The organism is Flammeovirga agarivorans, from assembly GCF_012641475.1.
Classification (GTDB): domain Bacteria; phylum Bacteroidota; class Bacteroidia; order Cytophagales; family Flammeovirgaceae; genus Flammeovirga; species Flammeovirga agarivorans.
Map to the genome: position 1 here is coordinate 354043 of NZ_JABAIL010000001.1, position 22774 is coordinate 376816.

Sequence of the window (22774 nt, forward strand, 5' to 3'; positions counted from 1 at the left end):
ATTAATACTACTACTGACACAAAGCTATCTTTACCACTTTATTTTAACATTATGAATAAACTACTTTCTAGAGGTATATTATGCCTCTTGTTAATGGGATCACTCGCATGTCAAAAGCAAATCAAAGAAACTGCTGTTTCGCCTGAACAGGAAGAAGTTTCTAGTAAAAGAATGCCGTTTTCGCAAAGAACATTCTTATGTGATAACAAAAACGGAATGGCATCAATTTTTGAAGTCGAATATGATTTCCAAGGTTTACAAGGTAATGCTACCTTACAACCCATCGTAAGTATTTCTGGTCATTCTCATATTGCAATTACTCCTGATAAAAAATGGGTGGTTGTTGTCGGGAATGGAAATGGAAAAATCACATTAGTACCAATTCGTGAAGATTATTCTACAGCACTGACATCTTCAGATTTGGTGGTTTACAATCTAAATCGAAATGTAAGAATCACTCAAGTCGATTTCGATAGAGACGACCGTCTTTTTATCGCTGGAAGAGAATTTTTAGAGGTTGAATTACCTTCTGGTGTAGCTTGGGGAACATCAACTAGTTCATTACTTAACTTAAAAAAGTACAGGTCTTTCTCTAACACACCTGCAAATGGGGTAATGAACCCTATCGAAACTGTCAGCGAAGAAGAAGAGTATTATGACGATGATGCACTGTCTTCTACTCGTCCAAAATTTATCGGTGGAGACATTCTTTTCTCACAGAATAGTGAAGAGACTGATGGCTTCGAAACAGAAAGGTTAATCTCATTTACTCGACACAAAGATAGAGTGAATGGACAAAAATTAGCCAAAGCTATGGTCGTAGAAATGGGAACTTATGAGAACAATAGCGGAAAAGAAAAGTTCTATGTTTCTACCAAGAGATTATTCTCTTTACAAGGACAAAACAAAGTAACAGGTGCAGCATTAGTTGGTGATAATCATTTTATGGTTTCATCAAATGGAGCGACTTGGTTTAAGGTCTACAATTTTAATGGAGATGTAATTGCGAACCCTACAATCAATTTCCCTCTTGGAATGTCAAAATTAGCGAATGGAGATATGGCTTCTACTCAAGATTTTGATAAAAATACTTTTAATCCAAAATCGGATAATAATAAGGAAATAACAGATCCAGGAAAAGATTATTATACAGAATGGAATGAAAATACAGGGGATAATAATCATAAATATGCTGAAGTGAAATTGTATCGTCCTGCTAGCGGAATGAGTAGAGATCCTCAGAACATGACCGAAGAAGAGTACAATGATTCTAGAGATTCTCGTCCGAATGCAGCCAATGCTGATATAGCAGATTACCGTAAAAATGCTGCGAAATTTGTATCACTGGGAGGTAACGGAGGTTACGTTTTAATGCGTTTTGAAAATGGTGTTGCTGTAAACAGTACGACTCATTTACAAGTAGTAGAAACCACTTGGGGTAGACCTGCCGAATTCACAACCATAGAAGATGCTTACGCTTCATATAAAGAAAAAGCATCAGTTTATGTTCTACCAGATGTTGATCAAAGATATTATACAGAAAATTTAGAAAACCATGCCGATTGGACTATGGTCGGTACGGCTTCCATTACCAATAATAAATTTGATATTAGTGGTGTAGCATCCGATAAAGTGTATTGGGTGAAAATCGTAGATCATGCAGATACACAAACTCCAGACGGTTTTGATGTGAACTTTGTTGCTGCATACGATGCCGAACCTGAAATTTTAATACCATCTAGTATTAGCGGAGACTTGCCATGTGATATTACAGTGGATAGTTATGCTATTCGATCAGGAGATGATGATCCTTGTGATAAAGTAAGAAATGGCGAAGCCATGTATAGAATTCCTAACGCAAGCGAAGTGGTGTTAGGAAGTGTAAATATGTTTGATGCTACTCAGAGAGCATTCTTTGGAAGAAAATCTGGTCGAAGTGCTATAATAGGTGTTTTTGTAGCCAATATTGATGGGAAATTACATGCTTATGAAATTCATGATGATTGTTCTGTAAAAGGGATGAGACATTTTGAATGGGGTGGAGAAAATAAAAACGCATCTTTTGTTCCACTACCGATGAAAGCTGATAAATACGATATGTCTCAGGTAAGTAATACTTTTATAGAATGGGATGAGTATGACATTATCTATGAAATGGATGGACAAAGAGTAAGAGTGCCATTTATGAAGAAACAAGAAAATAGAATTCGTTATTCCAATGCAAGTATAGATTAGTGCGATAAATCACAACAAAGGTGATTTATAGTTCAAACTTAGAGGGAAGTCTTATTGTTAGGCTTCCCTTTTACTTTTTGCGATGTGTAATACGTAATAATGTTGATAAGTTTGTTCAGTGTTATATGTAGAGCGAGTTTGCATTAACATTATAGGATTTAATAAGGTATTACATCCAACAGTATGCTAAAGATCTTGTATTACAAATAAAATAATAGGGACAAGAAAAGAGGTTACACTCAACATTGAGCAGTAACCTCTATTTCTGGATAAACAAAAACAATAATAAACCTATGTATAAAATGAAAAAGTGGTTGCTATATACCATGTAGAGAAAAATTCGCTACGGGTACCATTAATTGTTAAACTATTACTTACTGTTACAACTTAATTTTCTATTTCTATCACTTCGTCCTCTTCAGTTAATTCTTCAAAGTTGAATAGATCTGCACTCATAGTTTTAACAGCAGGTGTTAGTGCCTCATCAATAACAATAGCAAACCCTTTTGCTACACCATTTGTAACTTGTAATGCATCCATATCCCAGGTATTGAAACCTCCATCAATTGGAACTTGTTCTCCTCCGGCGTCGATCATTCCACTTACATTAAACTCTGGTCCTCCAGAGAATATCCATTGATATTGTAAGCCATCTTCACCTGGCGTACCAGAATTTGATGAATTAATATCTTCTCCTGCTTGATTAACTTCATTAATCTTTAGAGTGAGAACGATATATGACCCTTCCTTGATCTCATCTGCATTTGTGTAATCTACCACAATAGCTTTGTCGACTACAACAGTATTATCCTGAATCATATTATCATCTTCATCATAAATTTTGATGTTTAGGAACATCTCATAAAATTCATTGGTATTTTCTAATACAGAACCAAAAGTAAAACGTCCACCATCAGGAGACATAATAAAATCATCTAATTCTGTAGTGGAGTTCACATCATGGTATTGAGGTTGTGAGGAGTAGTCAATTAATGGATTAAATGCATTTCTAGCATTTTCTATCTCTTCAATAATGTCAAAATTACTAGTGACATCAAGTCTTAATGACCTGAAACCTTTGGCGTCATAACCATCACCAGGAGTATAGGTAGTTTCTTCTTCATATGTGGCTTGGAAGTATGTACTACCAAACGGAACATCAGTTAATGTTCCTGATCCATTTTCATCTACAGGGGCAGTCCATCCTGTGAAAGCAGAAAGTGAACTGACATCACCTCCAGTGCGCATGACAATATTATCGTAAGTAATAAATTGATTGGTAGGTACCGCGTTAGTAATACGGGCATTAGATACACCGTCAGCTCCAACAAATGCTTTAAGGTTTGTGGTTTCAACCGCTGGGGTTGGAGTAGCTGAATCATCATTTTGTGTATTACATGCTGCTGCAATTAAAATAATTGCAGCAGATGTTAAGAATGATTGTTTCATAATAGTCGAATTGAATTAGTTGTGGAAAAGACAGAGAAAATATTTTTTATGTATTGCTAAAATCTTAATTGATGTTCTGCTTCTTGATTAGTTTTGGGTAAAGAATAATTATATATGATGTAAATGAGAAATTTTGAAACCGATGATTACCGGCTAAAATTGAAATATAGGTAAAGATAATTGTATAAAAACCCAATCCTTTGGCATGTAAAAATTGGGTAAGAATCATAAACATTGACTTTTATAACACCAAAGGTTATCATATTGAAATAACCTTTGGTGTATTTAAAATTGCAATACAAATATTATTATTCTATTGGATCTCTATTACTTCAGTTTGTTCCTCAGTAAGTGGAGCAAAGTCGAAAGTAAGACCTGTGAATGTAGTAATTGTAGGAGTGAAGTTTTCATCGAATGTGATCGCTAAACCTTTAGCTACACCATTTTCTGTCATTAAGGCGTCTAATCCATATAATCTCATACCACCATGTGATGAAGGAGATGCAGCGTTAGGATCTCCATCAAAATGGAATCTATGCTCGATACCTCCTGGTACGATATCAATTGGATCTTGAGGTGTAACTACTGAGCTTACTTCTGTAATTAAGACATCAATAGAGATATAAGTACCATCTGCTAATTGTCTGTCTGAGAAGTCAATACCCCAGCCATAACGCATTGGGTCATAAGCATAATCAGTCCATCCACCTTGGTTGTAGATTACTGTTCCGTCAGCTCTCTTCATTTGGAAATTAGCTCTTAATGCATAGAAAACACCAGCTCCTTGATCTTCTAATGCAAGACCTACTGTAATTCTACCTTGTTGAGCTACCATGCTAAATTCGTCCAACTCAGTTGTTGAGTTAACTTCTTGATTTTGTTCTCCAATGTAGTCAACAAAAGGATTTCGTAAATCTCTTGCTTCATTCATTGCATCCTCAGCAGAACTTCCATCATCTGCTTTTACCATTGCTCTCCATTGGTTGTTTTGATTTCTTGGGTCAATGTAAGTTGCTTCGAAATCTGTCACACCAAAAGGTACATCTGCTAAAGTACCACCTGTACTACCATCTGATGACGGTGGTGTCCAATTACTAGACCAATCCGCACCATTTACGGTCATTGTTATTAGAGATTGATCAATCCATGTTAAGTTTTCAATACCAGCGATTCTGGCATTTGATAAGGCACTGTTCGATACATTTACCTGTAAATCTACCGATTCCGCAGCTGGGCTAGGAGTGTCTGTGTCTTCTGTAGAACAAGAAACCATCATTGTTGCAAGAAATGCAACTGCTAATAAAATTTGCTTTTTCATTTTAGTCGTAATGAATTAGTTGTGAATAAAAGGGTAAAGGATAATTTTTATCCAGATTGTATCTGTTTTTGGGGTTGACTATCTACATGGTCAATCAAAAGATGTGCAAAGTGTTACAGAAAGATGTTGTGTAGGTATTTACCTACAAGAAAGATTGATCAATTTGATAACAAATAGACATATTTCAAGATAGCATGTACGATAAATAAAACTGTTGTCGATAATCAACGACAAAATAATGAATAGGTAAAGACTAATTTTCTACTTTTAAAATTTGATTAAGAAATAAATAATTTAACAATTTAGAACTAGTTCTGGGTAATAAGAATCAAAATTTAGTTGGGTAGATCTAGTGTTTCTATAAATTTGATACATGACAATATTCCTTAATAAAATTCAAAAACAATAATTTTGAATGTTAATAATATTTAATATTTGTTTAACGAAATAATTGTAGAGTTCAACGTAAGTAGAGGTGTGAGAAGTTGATTTTATACCTTAATTCACTTGTTTTTCAATGTTTTTGTAAAAGTGTAATTTAGTACATTATAAATATTTAATCGTATGAAGTGACTAAATTTAGAATTTGTAGGACTTCAGATACATTTTTGAAAACAATACTTTAGAATTTAGATAGATAACGGAAGTGTGTAATGTTACTGTTAAATTTATTATTGAAATAATTATACAATTTTATGTTGAATTGTATAAGTAAATCATGTACTATTTCATTAATTAATTGGTTGATTTTAATAATCACTTGTTGTAAATTCAAATGTGAATTATTGTACTATTTTTAGCTTGTGATACTGTAGGAGTAATCTCTATAAATACAAAAAAGCCGACTTAAAAAGCCGGCTTTATATGATTAGTTGTCTACGTTTTGTTCGTATTATTTATTTATAAGAATATATTTTTTCTATAAGTTTTACTGAATATTCAGCAGCATTTTTTTCAACTTCTTCAGGAGAGTTGTAAACATCTTTAACATAAACACACCCAAAAGCATACATTGGTTTCTGAAATTCCATTTTAGTAAGGTAAGCAGTTTGCTCCATAGGGATCAAAAAGCGGTCTACTTTAAAATGATTTGAACCTAGTGGAGAATAAGCTTCTTCTTTTGCTCCCACTGTAAAGCTTAATTGGAAATTTTTGCCTTTCAATTTATCACCTCCCGCTCCATAAGCGAATCCATAGGTAAAAACATCATCAAACCACTTCTTTAAGATGGCAGGCATGTTATACCAATAAAATGGATATTGAAAAATTACATTATCACTCTCTAATAGGGCTTTTTGCTCTGCTTCAACATCAATCTTATAATCTGGATATAAAGCGTGAATATCTCTTACTTCTATGTTTTCAATATTTTTCTCTAATTCTGAAATAATCTTTTTGTTAGCAATAGAATGTTCAAAATTAGGGTGAGCAAGAATAACTAGAGTTTTTTTCATGATAAGTAGATTTTGATAAAAGGTCTTAATGAATTTTCACTTTCTTAACATAACGATCTCATAATCTTTAGGTTGTATCAATAGAATTAATGTACAATAATGACTTTAAATAAGTGTGAACCAATTTTCCTAACCTTTGAGCTTATCCTCCCAAAAGATCAATCATGAAACGCCCACCTTTGTAATGTCAATAATTCAATAAAGAACATTACTAAAAAGAACACTCATGAAAACTCAATTTAGATTTATAACCTTTCTTTTCTTAACAGTTTTATCCATTCAAGTTATTGCTCAAGAGAAAAAGACACAGCATGTTGAAGTATCAAGAATAATAAATGCTCCAGTTGAAAGTGTTTGGAAAGTTGTAGGCGAAGAATTTGGTGAAATTCATAAATCACACCCCAAAATTGTAAGTTCAGATTATTTAAACGATAGCCCTACTCATGGATGTGAAGGTGCTGAGAGGGTTTGTAACCTGAATATGGATGGGTCTAAATACATTAAAGAGAAGCAAGTAGAATTTAACCCTGATCAACACAGCTTTAAAGTACAAATCACCAATAGTGGAACTTTACCATTAGATGCAGAATACTCTTTTGCAGAATATAAAGTGGAAAAAGTAGATGAGAATACGAGTAAACTGATTTTTACTTTCGACTATAGAACGAAGCCTGCTTTTATGGGAAGTCTTGCTAAAGGAAAATTTAAGAAACAATTATCTGATTATATGTTGGCAGTAGACCATTATGTAACTACAGGTGAAGAAGTGAATGCTGAAAACTTTAAAAACATCAAAAAGCAGCAACAGTCAAAATAAGAGAGAATAAATATACGAGTAATTAGGTATATTACTGGATACCAATTTATCAAGAAAACTAGTTGTTGTTCAACTAGTTTTCTTTTTTATTGCTTAATGATTCTATAATTACTTTTCCCAATTTTAATAAGATAAACACCGGGATGTAGGTTGTGGATATTCAATTGTACAAAGAAGTCGTTTTGTTGGACTACCTGTATTGAATTTGAGACGATTTTTCCTGACAAATCAACAAATGTAATTTGATTTGCGACTATCCCTTCCTGTTCAATTGTTAAAACGTTTTGTGTTGGGTTAGGATAGATAGAAACTCTCGATGAAGCTTCTTGATTAAAAATGGCTAAGGGACCATAAGTAGAAGATTGACCATCAAAGTCGACTTGTCTCAATCGATAATATGATTTTCCGGATAATGGTTTTGTGTCTCTTAGAGTATAGTTAATTTGATGTTGAGATTGACCTGCTCCCAATACGGTACCTACTTCAGTCCAAGATTTAGATCCTGCCTTCTGTTTTTCAATAACAAAATGATCGTTATTTATTTCAGAAGCAGTAATCCATTGTAAAACCACAATATTGTCATCTGTGATTTCAGCTTCAAAGGAAGCAAGTGTAATTGGTAAATCGGTTAATTCTTCTGCCGAATATATCCCTACTTCAGCACCATGACCGTATCCTCCGGAGTAAATCTGATTGTTAATGGTATATAAAAGCGAACCGTTGTTTTCTTGGTTGCCACTACCCAAATAAACGGTATTGTCTACCTCGTAAGTAATAGTGCCATTTCCACTACCATCACCACCAGAATAAATATCTTGAGAAAAACTTTGAAATGAACTCAAAAGAAGAGCATATAAAAAGATGATATTGTATTTCATAGCTTTTACTTTTTAAGGTGCTGTTCTTACTCCTCGTCCACCATGAACATTGATTCTACTTTCTGCTACGACCATATCGCTACGGTCTGTAGTCAATAATTTTGTGTCTTTTTGAATGAAAGAACCTCCACGGTTACCAATTCCAGGATCACCCGTACTACCAGGCCATGAAGGAAGATCCATGTATAATCCACCAGAACCAATCGTTCCATCTCCATGAGTACCATCAAAGGTTTCTCCAGCAGTAATAGCATCTATGACTCTCTCTTTAATATTTCCGGCTAATTCTAAAATGCCAAAATAGGATGCACCGGCGGTTGCTTTACTCGTATTATTTGTCTGTGCAGCAAACGCTCCAACTCTAATAGGTCCTTCTAAATTCCCATAAGTATAACTACAAAGGGCATTACCTTTTGTGGCATCAAAAGTAGCATCTGTTACAGTTTCAGTTTCATCGGTACTTGTTAGCACATAGTCTGTGGCTTCAGCATCTGCAGTACCATCCTTTAGTTCTCTAGTTCCCCAAGGGAAGTTTCCAATAACGCTGGTACTTTCAAAACCTCTACAGGCTTTTTCATATTCCATTTCGGTCATCGGCCTTAAAGCAGCCCAATCCAAGTAAGTAGCAATGTCCGCCCATGAAAGAAAGTTACAAGCAACATGCGGATTACTACTGCTATAATCATCACCAGTAATACTTAAATTATACCTGAACCGGTCGCCAGAAAATGATGATTTATATCTATTGTTTGGAGAACTACAAGTATTTAAAAAGTCACAATACTGTCCTTGAGTAATCTCATATTTCATACAGTAAAAAGCTTGATAACCTTTAGGAAAACTTGCATTTACATTAGCAGTCAAACCATTCTTAGTAGTTAGACTAAATGATTTGTTTTCTCCATCAATTGATAATACACTCGTAAAGAAGTTTTCTCCTCCACTATAATTCGCACCCAACACATAAGTTCCTTCTGGTACATAGACCATTTCAATGGCAAATACCTTTATTTCTATAGCATTATTAATATCAACTCCGTTGTAACCGTAATCCCATTTCAACCCTACATTACTATAATTAGCATTGTTACTACTTTGTGTTAATTCATTAGCAGAATATAGAAAAACACCATTAGAATAATTATCAATATCGGTGAAATCCAAAGCAGACGAAATGTTGGCATTACTAGGTACTTGATGCCCATCTGCAATTCCGGTACCATTCACATAACTTAATGTACAGTGCTTCCAATCCCCTTCGTTTTCTCTGTACTTTGCAAAAATCCATGCAGCATCCCAGTTAGAAGGTCCAAAGGCTACTTTCCATGAGTTAGACCAAGAAAGATCAAATTCAATAACGGCAGTTTCCTCATCGATATCTTGAGATGTGATACTAATGTTACTAATTGATATATTATTCGCCTTAGTACCAAATGATAATAACAGACATCCAAAAGAGATAAAAACTACCTTTTTAAGGTGAGAGATTAGTGGTTTGTTGATCATCTTCATTTCATCGTTTGAATTAGCAATGCTGGTTAAAATGTTGTGTTTTCGTTGAATGTAAGTAGCAATTATTTTGGTTTAAATACTTGTAAATGAATTCCTTTGGATAGATGGTCACCCATGAATGCACCAATTACAAACCTTTTCTGCTCTTCTGATCGCTGTCGGTAATAAATCATGAATTAACTATTTGGTTAATGTGGTCGTAATTTGATAACGTTTGATCAATATTTGATGCCAGTATTTATAACTCATACCGTTAATTATGTTGTAGTTTAAACAAAATATTCGCTATGAGTACTAAGAAATTTAATCTGATCGCTATTTTATTGATACTAACTTTATCCACAACAAAACTTTGGGCACAAGACCAAACAGGAGAAAAGCAGAAGAAAGAAATGACAAAGTTTAACGATGCCAATGAAAGAAAAGGGGTGAAGTTCAAAGTTATTCCAGGTCCTTTTTATGATCCTTCTATTAAGTATGGTATGTTTCTAGCTCCCATGCTCACCTATTATCCCTCTAAAGGAGACATGATATCTCCTGCTTCCACTACAGCTTTTTATGGAATTTACACTTCAAATAATTCTTATATAATAGGAATGAATAATGAACTATACTTAAAAGAGGATACATGGAGATTGAAACTTAGAGCAGGGTATGGAAACCTCAATAAAGATTTATCACTATATGGAGTAGATGAGAATGGACAATTGGATTATTCCCAAAAAACAGTTCAAGATGTTACACAAGAAGTAAGGCAGTTAGAAACGTATGCGATGCATAAAGTAGTACCTAGTTTGTATATGGGACTTGGGTATACGTATAAAAGCTTTGGATTTACAGGTAATACTCCAGAAGCTGTCGAAGCGTTGGAAAATAACGACATGAACGGAGCTTCAGTAAACCATGGCTTAGCATTAAAACTTGATTATGATACTAGAGACAATGTTCAGTTTCCTTATAAAGGATATTATATGAGTTATACGGGAACAGAGTTTTTCTCTGAAGGACAAAACAACAATGCCTATTTTAGTAATAACTTCAAAATGATGGGTTTCTGGTCACTAACTAAAAATCATAGACATATTATTGCTACCAAAGTTTATGGAAACATATTAGTAGGAGATGTCCAAAAGCAAGACTTTTCTATTTATGGTAGAATAAACGGTGATGTACAAAGGGGATATCAGTCGGGAACACATACCGATAAAAATGCATTAAATGTAGAGGTAGAATATCGATATACTTCGCCTTTATTAAATAATAAATTAGGGTTCATTGCTATGGTGGGTGATGGTAAAGTATTTGGGTACTACAATAACTTTACAGATACAGAACATTTACCTGTTGTCGCACTGGGTATTAGGTATGCAATATTACCTTATGAACGTATTAATATAAGGTTTGATACTACCTATGGTAAAGATGGAATGGTTTGGTATTTTGGTATACGAGAAGCATTCTAATAAAAACAGAAAGGCTACTCCGAAACGGAGTAGCCTTTTTACTGTCTGTCCTTAAATAATTGTCTTCTATGTGTACCAATATTAATTATTGTTTAATCACCTTGATTTGACTAAACTGTTGTTCCCCTTGAATCTGAATAAAGTAGATACCAGATTTTAAAGATTGGAAGTCAACTTCAACATGATTGCCTTGATGCAATAATTGACGGATTAATTTACCTTCAATGTTGATGATATTGATGTTCTGATCTTGTTCAGGAAGATCTAATACAAGAATATCACTAACAGGGTTCGGGTAATAAGAAACTTTTACTAACTCATCTTCTAGACTTGTTACTTCAGCTTCCTCAATCATAATACTGATCGAAGCAGATGCTGTTGCTCCCTGATCGTCTGTTACAACTACTTTAACTTCATAAGTACCTGATGCATCAGGTGTCCAATCTAATTCGAATGGAGCAGCTGTAATTGTTTCTACTAATTCATCGTTTACATATACCTCAACTTTCTCAATAGAACCATCAGTATCTGCTACATCCATTGTATAAGAAACCGTAGCTCCTAATGTGTAAGTTGTCACTTCGTCTGATGTTGCTACTGAAATTGTTGGTGCAATATTATCTTCTTCACCAACACTGCTATCAACGATATTAATAACAGCTTGAGTTGTACCTGTAAGATCGTCGTTATCTGTAGCTATCGCTTTTACTGTATATTCACCAACAGCTTCACCTGTCCAGTTAAATGTATAAGGAGCTTCAGTAACTGTAGCAAGTAGTTCATCATTAACGTAGAAATCTACTTTGCTTACTGTACCATCTTCATCTTCTGCTGTCGCAGTGAAAGCAACTTCACTGTTTATTTCAAAAGAAGATTGATCATCTGTAGTTGATAAAGTAACTGTAGGTGCATTATCACTTACTTCTTCTGTAAGTTCGAAAGTCATTTTACCTAAATTAAAACCACCATCAATAAAATAGACTTTCATTACATGTTCCCCTTTCGTAAGTGATAAGCCCTCTACAGTTTTACTTTGCCAAGTATTCCATCCGCCTGTAGCATCTACAGAGATATTACCCGAAATATTAGTACCGTCTACTTCAATGTAGAATGGACCTCTACTTTCTGAGTTATCGGATGCATACCTGAATGAGAAGGAATAGATTCCTGATGTAGTAACCTCTACAGTATACCTTAACCATTCACCAGGACCTGTCCAACCAATAGTTGGCCCTTCATCTTCACCATACACAACATCTACAAATTCATCTTTTCTATAATCACCCTCGTTGTAAGCTACCAAGTCGAAGTAAGTGATGTTTTGTCCGTTACCGAATTCAAATACATCGTAATGACCAGACTCGATAGTACCAGGGATCTGTGCCGCTGTATCTCCAAATGGAGTAATATTACCAATAGAAACAGTTGTTTCTTCAGAAGTAACTGTGGTAGCATCATCAAATGTTGCTGTTGCTTTGAAAGTGACATCGCCACTAACATCAGAAGTCCATTTTAAAGTATATGGAGCAGCAGAAACACTACCTACACTATTGTTATTGACAAAATATTCTACTGATGTAACTGTAGTACTACCATTTAGTACCTCAGCTGTTAGCGTAATATCTTGACCAATCACATAGCTTTTATCTTTATCTACACCTGCAACCTTTAATGTTGGTTCATCGCCTTCGTCATCATCTCCACAGCTTCCTACAGTAAATGTTTGAATATCTTCAATTGTATTTCTTTCACCACCTTCTGGGTGAGAGTAAGTGTAATAGAAAGATACTTCACTTCCAGCAGGAGCATTTAATTGGAATGGCTCGTTTGGCTTAGCATTGTAACCAGGGTATGCACCATCACCAGTTTTGTAGAATAAGATCAATACATTATCACCCATTCCATCAATTAATGGAATGAACGTCAGTGTTGGATTTTCAGCTTCACCAGAGAATGAATAACTGAAGTGACCATTTGCCATTTCTGCTTCATAACATGAGTTGGCTGATGTACCTGTTACTTCTATTTCTTTTGAAGTTGCTGTTTTGTTATCATTATCTGTAACCACTGCAGTGATTACACTCTTACCTTTAACAACACTCCAATTGATAGAATAAGGAGCCTCAGTGTCTGTTCCAATAGAACTTTCACCTACAAAGAATTCGACTTGTGCTACTGAACCGTCAGTATCAGCAGCTGTAACTGAAATTGAAATATTAGTTCCCTCTTTGTATGAGGCTCCATGATTTGGTGTAACAATTTCGATTGTTGGAATTGTAGTGTCTACAGGCTCGCTGACACAGCTTCCAACAACGAAGGTATTCGGTGTAGCTGATGTATTTCTTTCTCCACCTTCAGGGTGTGAGTAAGTATAATAGAATGAGATTTCGCTTCCATTAGCAGCTGTAATTTGGAATGGCTCATTTGGCGTAGCATTGTAACCACCATATCCACCGCCGTTGATAGAAAGGAACAAAATACAAGTTGGTGAACCCATTCCTGATTGATTAGGAATAAATGTTAGCGTAGGGTTTTCACTAGCGTCTGATAATTCAAAATCATAATCGCCATTATCACTTGTTCCAGAGCAAGAAGGTGCTTCTTGTGCTGTAATTGTGAATGTTTTACTTGTACTTGTTTTAGCATCATTATCTGTTGCTACAGCATAGATAGTGTAATCTTTTGCTTCCGTTGGAGTCCATGATAATTCAAAAGGATCAGTTACAGACCCTACAGATTCATTATCTACAAAGAATTCTACAGAACTAACATCTCCATCAATATCAGAAGCTTCTGCAGCTAGCATGATTGAAGAATTAACAAAAACCATATCTCCATCTTTCGGAGCAGTTAATTGTACTGTTGGAGCAATTTTACCGTCAGCAGTAACAATTAATTTAATCACATCGCTGTTTGAATACTCACCATTGTCTACTGTTAGTTGAACAAGGTACTCACCTTCTACTAAGTTGCCTAAAGTAGGAGTAGATGTTGTTTCACCTTCAAATTCAATAACACTAGCACCATATACTTGAGTCCATGCATAAGTCAATGAGTTGTTTCCTGGGTCTGAACTGTTAGAACCATCTAAGCTGAAGCTACCTGCAGAGATATCTACCACTTGGTCTTCACCTGCATCAGCTACAGGAACATCATAAGAAAGGTCTCCAGTACGACCGAAAGTCATTCTACCTAAGTTAAATTCACCACCTAGGAAAGACACTCTAAGGATATGTTGTCCTTGAGTAAGTTCTATATTGTTTACTGTTGCCGAAGCCCAAGTACCCCAACCTCCTGTTGTAGCTACTTCAATGTCTTCAGAAACTTTTTCATCATCAATTGATAAGTAGAAAGGTCCACCGCCATTTCCATTTGCACTTGCATATCTGTAAGTGAAATCATACACACCTGCAGTTTCAACATTTACAGTATATTCCATCCATTCGCCACCAGCTGTCCATCCAACTGTAGCTCCTTCCGCTTCGTCTGCAACATTATCGATATACTCATCTTCTCTGTAGTTTCCTTCGTTATAGGCAGAAACATCAAAGTAAGTAATACCTTGGCCAAGGCCACCTTCGAACTGGTCAAAGTTACCAGCATCTATAGTACCTGGAATTACATTGATTTCGTTGTTAAAAGGAACTTGAAGACCTGCAACAACTGTAATGATGTTAGAAACATCTACAGCTTCATCAGTATGGATTTTTGCATAAAAACGATGCTCACCTGCTGAAAGTTGAGTAGCAGAAAAAGTAAATGGAGCAGTAGTTAGTTCACCAAGAAGATTACCATTGTCGAAAAATTCAACTTTCGTAGGAGTTACTTCCTCAACAGTTAATGTAAGATCGATTGAGCCATTGACTGCAGCTTGTTCGAAGCTAGTTTCCAATAAACTCTCAATTTCAACATCTTTGTTTGTTACTGTTTGGCCAGCAGCTACTGCTAGTTCATAGCCATCAGAGAAAGTTACTGTGATTTCTGAAGTACCATAGTTGTGAGCAACGTATGTTTTTTCTCCATCATTGTTAAAAGTAACAGCCATAGGATGGTCTGCAGTAACAGAAACATCAATCTGACCAAGAGCATTCATACTGTGTAACCAATAGTAGGTGTGTGAATCAGATACACCAAATTTTAATGGTCTGTTTGGATAGTCGTTGTATAACTCTAATGCTTTACTTGGATCAGAGAAAGATAAGTAGCCCCACATCACATCGTACCATAGATTTGGGTTCTCTACATTATTTAGCACATCAGTATTCTGGGTCATTTCATTCCATAATTTATCGACATAAGCGGTGTTGTGTCCCAAATACAGTGCGCCTCCATGAAGAGGGTAAAGTTCAATATTATATGATGCTGCAATGTCTGCTGTCCAGAATGTTCCATTGTCGTAGCTATTACTCCAAACTCTTGATACTAAGCTATAAGCCTGATCATCTTTAAAGTTACGCTCGTTCATATCGAACCAATATTCTTCGACAGCCGTTTGTTCTGTTGTATATAAATAGATTCCTAGATCTCTAATTTCATCGTTGCCAGTAACCGATCCCCAGTGAATTAATGAAGAGTGGAACTGCATACTTTCTGACGTAGATTCTTGATCATTTCCTTGAGGGAAAGAAGCAAAACCATTTGCCCAACAGTGTCCTGCGTATGGACTAAAGTTTCTTAGGAATGGAAATAACTCGTCGTCTCTGTTTGGAGAAGAAGCGTCTCTAACCAATAAGTCGATCATATCACCATATTGATCTGCCCATCCTGGCTCGTATTGCTCTAAAAATGCTGCGGCATGGATAAAGTAACCCCAGTGGAAGTGGTGGTCATTTAAATTTGAATCTTGACCATGGCCGGCAGGGTAACCCAACATAGCACTCCAGTCTGTGTTGTAGTAGAATAAGAATGCTACCTCACCACTTTCTGCAGTTAACCAATCTTCTAATCTTGTCTTAATAGTAGTGATGATGTTATCTCTTACTTCAGTTTCGCCCATTAAGTCAGCTATTCTTGCATTTTGGATCAAACGGTTCATTGCTTGTCCTTCATTGTAAGAATCTGTCCAGTCTGATAAACCTTCATTTTCTAAAGATTTCACTTTTGACAATAATGCTGATACATCAAAAGATTCACTGTTGTTGTTGACATACGGTAATGTTGGAAGGATACCTCTAAATGTATTTTCAACTTGGAAAGTATTACCTTCAATCATTTTTAATTCACCTCTTACTGTAGTGTAAGCGATAGAACCTGGCGTTGTTGATGCATCTGAAAGATTAGCCCATTGGTGTGGAAGTAATCCTAAAAGCATATTTGTATCATCGCCTTCTTTAACTTCTGTAGTAACAGTAAAATCTGTCGTCAGTGTAGAAGCAGAAGCATCGTAATCCCATGCTACAGTAGTATTTGTAGGGAATACATAAGCATATTTTTGGAAATCAGCTGCAGTAGTAGCAACGTCAGAAGTAGACTGTGGTAGCATTACTGCTGACCAGTAATTTTGACCATTTAAAGATGATGAGTAAGTACTGCCATCTTGAGTCCAAGTACTACCAGTAGGCGCATAGATTACAAAATCAGCACCTTCTCTAGCATCTTGTACCATGATCATTTCATCAGAAACAGTTACTGTTCCGTGGTTGATAGTAATTGTTGCTACATCATCATCGCCTTTTGAGAAATAGACGAAGGGCATACCTATACCAGATGTAGCTTGTAGGTGGTGCGAACCATCATTCCAGTCTATAGTTACAGTCCAATCACTATGGTCTGCAACTGTAGCCTGAGATGCTGAAAGTCCGTCAACTCCTACAACGATTGGAAGTAAATCATCAAACACACCCCAAGAGATATAGCTCATCACTAAACCCTCGTTGGTGGTTTTCATAGAAATTGGATAATTGAATAAGTTAGAAGCGTGATCACTTTGTATTAAAGTGGACCACCAATCATTAGTTGGTACGGGTTTATCAACTGCGTTTCCGCTTAGTTGAGGTGTGCCCGTAGGGTAGCTGTTTCTCCCCGCTGCATCAGTTCCTGGATAGGAAGTAGTATAACTACCACTTCCAATGTTGGTTATTTGTGCGTATCCGGTGATATGAAGAGAAAGAGTCAATAAGGCTATTATTATAGCCGAATGAGACGTAATTTTAAATTTCATAAGACGGTTTTTGTGTAATAGTCATTACCCCTGGACGAGAGGTAAAATATGTTAGTGAATTGAGTATGTACTTCAATATTCTGTGCACAAAAAAAAGTTAGTAATACATCATTTCAGTTCATTAAATACGATTTCGTAAATCAGTTTTTGTGAGTTTGATCAAAACAAACATAAAAGATGTAATTGGAACTTGAAAATGAGGGGGTTACAGGGGTTATCACTTAAAAAAAATACATTTAAGTATCTGATTGTTAGTTATTTTGATTGGTTTTGTAAATATGTTTAAATAACTGTAAATCATTTAAAAAAAAGATATTTAACATTGAATATTGAGTAAAATCACAAAATGTTACTTATTGAAAATCACAAAAGTGTCAAAAATACAGTTAAGTGTAGTTCATTATGGAAGAGAATCAATCATTAACTGATCAGAATATCTATCGAATTTTTTATAACTTCGCGCCACTAAAAAGAGATATTAATCCATTCATTGTCATGATAATTTTTAAGAAGTTACTTCTTAGTATTTGCTTTGTTTTATTTGCTGCTACATTAAGTTATTCACAAGAGAAATCCCCAGTGAACAAAGACGTAGTTAATCAACAATTATGGATGGATTTCTATATCAAGGTGCAGAAGAATGATCGCTTTAACTATTTGTTTGATTTTGGTTATGAAACGATCTTTTTGGATAACTATTGGAACAAGATCTACCACGAGACTTCTGTTAATTACCAATTAAGTAATCGTTTTGATCTAAAAGGAGGGGTAGCTTTTTATTATCACTTTAACCAAGATATAGATAATCGCTTCGAATTAAGGCCTTGGCAAGCTATCGTATATAAGGTAGTAAAGAGGGAACGTATAAATATTGGTATCCAAACTAAAATTGAACAAAGGTTATCTTGGTTAATGGATAACAAAACATACAATTACGACTTTCGATTAAGAATGAAAGTTGCTGGTAGTGTAAAGTGTTTCAAGAATGACTTGGATTGGTATGTGCCATTTGTTGCAGAATACTTCTATCCTATAAAGGATAATATCCCAGAGGTCTTTCATAATGTAGCAAAAATTGGTGTTGGGATAGGAAAGAAGTTCAATGATAGGTGGAATGGTTCTTTTATGGCAAATTGGCAATATTCAAGATCAGGTCCACAAGATCAATATAAGGTATCAGACTTTGCCTATCAGTTTCAAGTGACAAGGTTGATTGATAAACGAAAGTAATCGATCTCTGATGATAGTTTAAATATTTCACAATAAAGAGGTGGAAAACAGGATGCTTGTGTTTAATATTTCATCATTTTTTCTCAACTTGTGAAAAGTTATCGTTTTAATCTCATTTTAAAAACAGCAAACGATTCATGGAAGAATATTCATTACCTGAACTAGTTTCTCGCTATATCAACACAACCAATTGCAATGTATTCTTAACAGGAAAAGCAGGAACAGGTAAAACTACCTTACTAAAATCAATTAGAGAAAATACACATAAAAATGTTCTTGTGGCTGCCCCAACAGGTATTGCTGCAATTAATGCTGGAGGGGTAACCGTACATTCCTTGTTTCAATTACCATTTGGTGCATATATACCGGATGAGAATTTTGAATTCAATGACAATGTTACCACTGTAGCACATATTAATACCCCAAAATCGATCTTTAAGGGTTTTAAAATGACTTCAAAGAAAAGGGCTTTGCTGAAGTCTATGGAGTTATTGGTGATTGATGAGGTAAGTATGCTGAGAGCAGATATGTTGGATGCTATCGATAAAATCTTGCGACATGTCCGTATCCGAAAAGATCTTCCCTTTGGTGGTATTCAAGTATTATTTATTGGAGATATGTTACAGTTGCCTCCGGTAATTAAGAACGATGAATGGATGTATTTAAGGAATTACTATCAAAATGGTTATTTCTTTAATTCAATAGTATTAAGACAGCATCCACCCATCCATATTGAGCTTCAGAAAGTATATCGACAATCTGACCCTACTTTTGTTAATATATTGAACCATTTTAGAGAGAATAAAGTAACTTCCAACGATGTGAAAGTGCTCAACTCTCATTATGACCCCGACTTTGAACAAACAGAAGGTGATGGGTACATTCATCTTACAACACATAATAAGGTAGCTGACGAGAAAAACCAGAAATGGTTGACTGAATTAAAGAGTACCACATTTACCTATTCTGCAGATGTTGAAGGAGAGTTTCCCGAAAGTCAATACCCTAATGCTGAAAATTTGAAGCTAAAGGAAGGGGCACAGGTTATGTTTATTAAAAACGACTATTCAGGAGAGAACAAGTACTTTAACGGTAAGATTGGAAAGATAACGAAATGTACTTCTAAAGATGTATGGGTAAAGTTTGATGATGGGACCCCAGAGTTTAAAGTTGAGGATTATGAATGGGAGAACAAGAAGTATGTATTAAATAAGGAAACCAATGAAGTTGAAGAACAATTAATTGGTAGGTTTATACAATACCCACTGAAATTAGCTTGGGCCATTACTGTACATAAGAGTCAAGGTTTAACATTCGATAAAGCTATTGTGGATGTAAATAGAGCATTTGCATCAGGACAAGTGTATGTGGCTTTATCAAGATTAACTTCTTTGGATGGGTTGGTATTATCTTCTCCAATTAATGAAAGAGGTATTCCAATAGATCAATCGCTAAGTCATTTTACACAATCCAGTCAGTCTATTGAAGAATTGACTCCTCACTTAAAACTGGAAGCGCATCGATTTATCTATGATACTTTGCAATCAGCCTTTAATCTTAGCTTTTTGATTGAGCATTTAGAAGAACACTTGTCTACCTATGATAAGTTGGAGAACCTTTCTTCCAAGCAGACTTATAAACCTTGGGCAAAGAAACTATTAGAAAAAATTCGTGAATTAAGAAAAGTAGGCGATGGGTTTAGAAGGCAAGTTCATCAAATTATTACTGAAGAGAACGATGGGTATATAAACTTCTTGCATGAAAGAACACTTAAGGCACAAGGGTATTTTGATAAAGTTTTAAAGGAACATCATAAAAACGTTCAAGCACATTGGGATAAGCTTAAAACAGCAAGAGGTGTAATGGCTTACAGTAATGAAGTGAAAGAAGTGGCTTCTTATATCTATAATGTTGCTCAGAAAATGATTCGAGCAGAAAGGTTAGTGAAATCCTATATTGATAAAGCAGATTTAAAGAAAAATGGTATAGGGAAACCTAGTTTTGAGATCTCTGAAAAGAAAGATGAGCCTGTTCAATTAGCTCCAAAACCTGAGAAAAAAGAAAAAAAGAAGTTCTCTCCTCATGTAGAAACATATATTTTATTTAGGAAGGGAAATGATGAAAAAGCAATTGCAAGGGAAATGGGGAAAACCGTTGGGACTGTTGAGACACATCTTGCAAAAAATATTGCACAAGGGAGAATTCAATTAAAAGAATTAGTTCCTTCTAAAACCCAAAGAGTTATAGAAAACGCGTTGGAAAAAACGAGAAGTAAATCGTTAAAAGCGATCAAAGAAGAAGTGGGAGCAAAGGCATCTTTTGCACAAATAAAGTACGTAATTGCAGCAATGGAAGTGATGTAATAGCCTTTAATAATGATGTTTTTTATCTTATTAATCAGATAATTAATAGGATCTAAATTAGATTTTGTTGTTCTAATTTTAGTTCACAAACATTTGATTTTCGATCAATTTTGATAAATAATAGTTAATTGTACACTTTTTAAGGTTGTTTTACAGTTTATTATTAAAATTCTTCGTTAATTGAATATATGACTACGAAAGACGGACATTATTATTACAACTAAAACATCATTGACATCATGGATATTTTAATTGCTATCACTCTACTGTTTCTTTTATGGAAACTAAGAAGAGTTATTTACAAGACAATGGCTTATTTGATGTATACACCTTATTACATTGTGACGAAAATTCATCAAAAAATTATGATGATGATGTACAAATTGGAACATCAAAAAGAGAATTTAAAAGATAGTCTGGCTGTGAGAAAACATGCATTCCACAAGGAATAAGAGCAACAACAGAAAGGAATCTCGGTGTGATAAAACATCGGGATTTTTTTTGTTTTATACTTTTATATAGGCTCGATAAATTCCTAAAAGTCAATAAAAAAATTACAACTTCTTCTTACTTACTTCTTACTTCTTACTCTTTTTTTTACCTTTGTCCGTCTTAAAAGACATAACCATTTATTTAAAACGTCTTGGTGAACAAACAACAACGAGACATAAATAAGTATTAGAGATGATTATCGAACCTAAAACTAGAGGTTTTATCTGCTTGACAGCACACCCAACAGGATGTGAGCAAAATGTGATCAATCAGATTGAATATGTAAAATCTAAAGGAGCAATTGATGGTGCTAAGAAAGTATTAGTAATCGGCGCTTCTACAGGTTTTGGCTTAGCATCAAGAATTACAAGTGCATTCGGATGTGGAGCATCTACTATTGGTGTATTTTTAGAAAAAGCACCTTCAGCAGGTCGTCCAGCTTCTCCAGGTTGGTACAACAGTGCAGCGTTTGAAAAGCATGCTCATGAAGCAGGTTTATATGCTAAATCTATCAATGGTGACGCTTTCTCTAATGAGATCAAGCAACAAACTATTGATATGATCAAAGAAGATTTAGGTCAAGTTGACTTAGTAATCTACTCTTTAGCATCTCCAGTAAGAACTAATCCTAACACAGGAAAAAGACATAAATCAGTATTGAAGCCAATCGGTGATGTTTTCTCAAACAAAACTGTAGACTTCCATACAGGTAACGTTTCTGAAGTATCAATCCAACCAGCAACAGAAGATGATATCGCTAATACTGTTGAAGTAATGGGTGGTGAAGATTGGGAAATGTGGATCGATGCAATGAGAGAAGCAGGTGTTTTAGCAGAAGGAGCTGAAACTTATGCTTACTCTTATATCGGACCAAAATTAACTGAGCCAGTATACAGAAAAGGTACTATCGGTGCTGCAAAAGATCACTTAGAAGCAACAGCTCATAAGATCACTGAGAAGTTAGCAGATATGGGTGGTAAAGCAGTTGTTTCTGTAAACAAGGCCTTAGTGACTCAAGCGTCATCAGCTATTCCTGTAATTCCATTGTACATTTCTTTATTGTACAAAATCATGAAAGCGGATGGTATTCATGAAGGTTGTATCGAGCAAATCCAACGTTTATATGCAGACAGAATCTATTCAGGCGATATGAAATTGGACGAGAAAGGTAGAATCAGAATTGACGATTGGGAAATGCGTGACGATGTTCAAGCGAAAGTTGATGAGCTTTGGGCAATCGCTACAACTGAAAACTTATCAGAAATTGGTGATTTGAAAGGTTACTCTGATGACTTCTTCAACTTATTCGGTTTCAAAGTGGATGGTGTTGATTATGATGCAGACGTTAATGAAGTAGTTGAAATTCCTTCGTTAGCATAAAACATATATTCTTTTAAAGAATA

13 protein-coding genes are annotated in these 22774 nt (G+C 35.1%); 7 read left to right on the top strand and 6 right to left on the bottom strand.

All coding sequences use genetic code 11. The annotated features are described in order from the left end of the window. Positions 1–51 precede the first annotated feature (51 nt). Entirely contained in the window at positions 52–2235 is a 2184-nt protein-coding gene (locus tag HGP29_RS01545) for a hypothetical protein (protein WP_168880548.1), read from the top strand. Positions 2236–2622: 387 nt separating this feature from the next. Here the strand turns inward: HGP29_RS01545 and HGP29_RS01550 are convergent, their stop codons facing one another. From HGP29_RS01550 to HGP29_RS01560, 3 genes are all read right to left on the bottom strand, one after another. Then, positions 2623–3684 (bottom strand): hypothetical protein, encoded by a 1062-nt coding sequence (locus HGP29_RS01550; protein ID WP_168880549.1) that lies wholly within the window; start codon positions 3682–3684, stop codon positions 2623–2625. Between the two features lie 313 nt (positions 3685–3997). Next, on the bottom strand, positions 3998–5002 hold the full coding sequence (locus tag HGP29_RS01555) for a hypothetical protein (RefSeq protein WP_168880550.1): 1005 nt from the start codon (positions 5000–5002) through the stop codon (positions 3998–4000). Between the two features lie 896 nt (positions 5003–5898). Next, positions 5899–6456, bottom strand: a complete 558-nt coding sequence (locus tag HGP29_RS01560; RefSeq protein WP_168880551.1) for an NAD(P)H-dependent oxidoreductase — start codon at positions 6454–6456, stop codon at positions 5899–5901. Positions 6457–6682: 226 nt separating this feature from the next. On the opposite strand from HGP29_RS01560, the gene HGP29_RS01565 reads away from it, so the two are divergent. Next, positions 6683–7273: an SRPBCC family protein gene (locus tag HGP29_RS01565; protein ID WP_168880552.1), complete on the top strand. Its 591-nt coding sequence runs from the start codon at positions 6683–6685 to the stop codon at positions 7271–7273. An 86-nt stretch (positions 7274–7359) separates the two neighbouring features. Here HGP29_RS01565 and HGP29_RS01570 read toward each other — a convergent pair whose 3' ends face one another. After that, positions 7360–8151, bottom strand: coding sequence for a T9SS type A sorting domain-containing protein (locus HGP29_RS01570; protein WP_168880553.1), 792 nt, complete (start codon positions 8149–8151; stop codon positions 7360–7362). Between the two features lie 12 nt (positions 8152–8163). Continuing rightward, entirely contained in the window at positions 8164–9657 is a 1494-nt protein-coding gene (locus tag HGP29_RS01575; protein ID WP_168880554.1) for an SUMF1/EgtB/PvdO family nonheme iron enzyme, read from the bottom strand. Positions 9658–9950: 293 nt separating this feature from the next. On the opposite strand from HGP29_RS01575, the gene HGP29_RS01580 reads away from it, so the two are divergent. Continuing rightward, a complete protein-coding gene (locus tag HGP29_RS01580) occupies positions 9951–11126 on the top strand; it encodes a BamA/TamA family outer membrane protein (RefSeq protein WP_168880555.1) in 1176 nt (391 codons plus the stop codon). Between the two features lie 85 nt (positions 11127–11211). On the opposite strand, the gene HGP29_RS01585 is transcribed toward HGP29_RS01580, so the two are convergent. Beyond that, the gene (locus HGP29_RS01585) at positions 11212–17286 is read right to left on the bottom strand and encodes an Ig-like domain-containing protein (RefSeq protein WP_168880556.1); all 6075 of its coding nucleotides are present in this window, start codon (positions 17284–17286) and stop codon (positions 11212–11214) included. Between the two features lie 402 nt (positions 17287–17688). Here HGP29_RS01585 and HGP29_RS01590 point away from each other — a divergent pair, with 402 nt between their 5' ends. From HGP29_RS01590 to fabV, 4 genes are all read left to right on the top strand, one after another. Next, positions 17689–18516 carry a DUF2490 domain-containing protein gene (locus tag HGP29_RS01590; protein WP_168880557.1) on the top strand — a complete coding sequence of 276 codons (828 nt, stop codon included), beginning with the start codon at positions 17689–17691 and terminating at the stop codon, positions 18514–18516. Between the two features lie 137 nt (positions 18517–18653). After that, on the top strand, positions 18654–20879 hold the full coding sequence (locus tag HGP29_RS01595) for a helix-turn-helix domain-containing protein (protein WP_168880558.1): 2226 nt from the start codon (positions 18654–18656) through the stop codon (positions 20877–20879). A 239-nt stretch (positions 20880–21118) separates the two neighbouring features. Continuing rightward, positions 21119–21331 (top strand): hypothetical protein, encoded by a 213-nt coding sequence (locus HGP29_RS01600; protein ID WP_168880559.1) that lies wholly within the window; start codon positions 21119–21121, stop codon positions 21329–21331. 232 nt (positions 21332–21563) lie between these two features. Continuing rightward, positions 21564–22751: an enoyl-ACP reductase FabV gene (gene fabV, locus HGP29_RS01605; RefSeq protein ID WP_168880560.1), complete on the top strand. Its 1188-nt coding sequence runs from the start codon at positions 21564–21566 to the stop codon at positions 22749–22751. The last annotated feature ends 23 nt before the right edge of the window (positions 22752–22774 follow it).

What these genes read in the sequence shown, in the direction of transcription:
- HGP29_RS01545 (WP_168880548.1), top strand. Translation starts at nt 52, where the DNA reads ATGAATAAACTACTTTCTAGAGGTATATTATGCCTCTTGTTAATGGGA.
- HGP29_RS01550 (WP_168880549.1), bottom strand. Translation starts at nt 3,684, where the DNA reads ATGAAACAATCATTCTTAACATCTGCTGCAATTATTTTAATTGCAGCA.
- HGP29_RS01555 (WP_168880550.1), bottom strand. Translation starts at nt 5,002, where the DNA reads ATGAAAAAGCAAATTTTATTAGCAGTTGCATTTCTTGCAACAATGATG.
- HGP29_RS01560 (WP_168880551.1), bottom strand. Translation starts at nt 6,456, where the DNA reads ATGAAAAAAACTCTAGTTATTCTTGCTCACCCTAATTTTGAACATTCT.
- HGP29_RS01565 (WP_168880552.1), top strand. Translation starts at nt 6,683, where the DNA reads ATGAAAACTCAATTTAGATTTATAACCTTTCTTTTCTTAACAGTTTTA.
- HGP29_RS01570 (WP_168880553.1), bottom strand. Translation starts at nt 8,151, where the DNA reads ATGAAATACAATATCATCTTTTTATATGCTCTTCTTTTGAGTTCATTT.
- HGP29_RS01575 (WP_168880554.1), bottom strand. Translation starts at nt 9,657, where the DNA reads ATGATCAACAAACCACTAATCTCTCACCTTAAAAAGGTAGTTTTTATC.
- HGP29_RS01580 (WP_168880555.1), top strand. Translation starts at nt 9,951, where the DNA reads ATGAGTACTAAGAAATTTAATCTGATCGCTATTTTATTGATACTAACT.
- HGP29_RS01585 (WP_168880556.1), bottom strand. Translation starts at nt 17,286, where the DNA reads ATGAAATTTAAAATTACGTCTCATTCGGCTATAATAATAGCCTTATTG.
- HGP29_RS01590 (WP_168880557.1), top strand. Translation starts at nt 17,689, where the DNA reads ATGGAAGAGAATCAATCATTAACTGATCAGAATATCTATCGAATTTTT.
- HGP29_RS01595 (WP_168880558.1), top strand. Translation starts at nt 18,654, where the DNA reads ATGGAAGAATATTCATTACCTGAACTAGTTTCTCGCTATATCAACACA.
- HGP29_RS01600 (WP_168880559.1), top strand. Translation starts at nt 21,119, where the DNA reads ATGGATATTTTAATTGCTATCACTCTACTGTTTCTTTTATGGAAACTA.
- fabV (WP_168880560.1), top strand. Translation starts at nt 21,564, where the DNA reads ATGATTATCGAACCTAAAACTAGAGGTTTTATCTGCTTGACAGCACAC.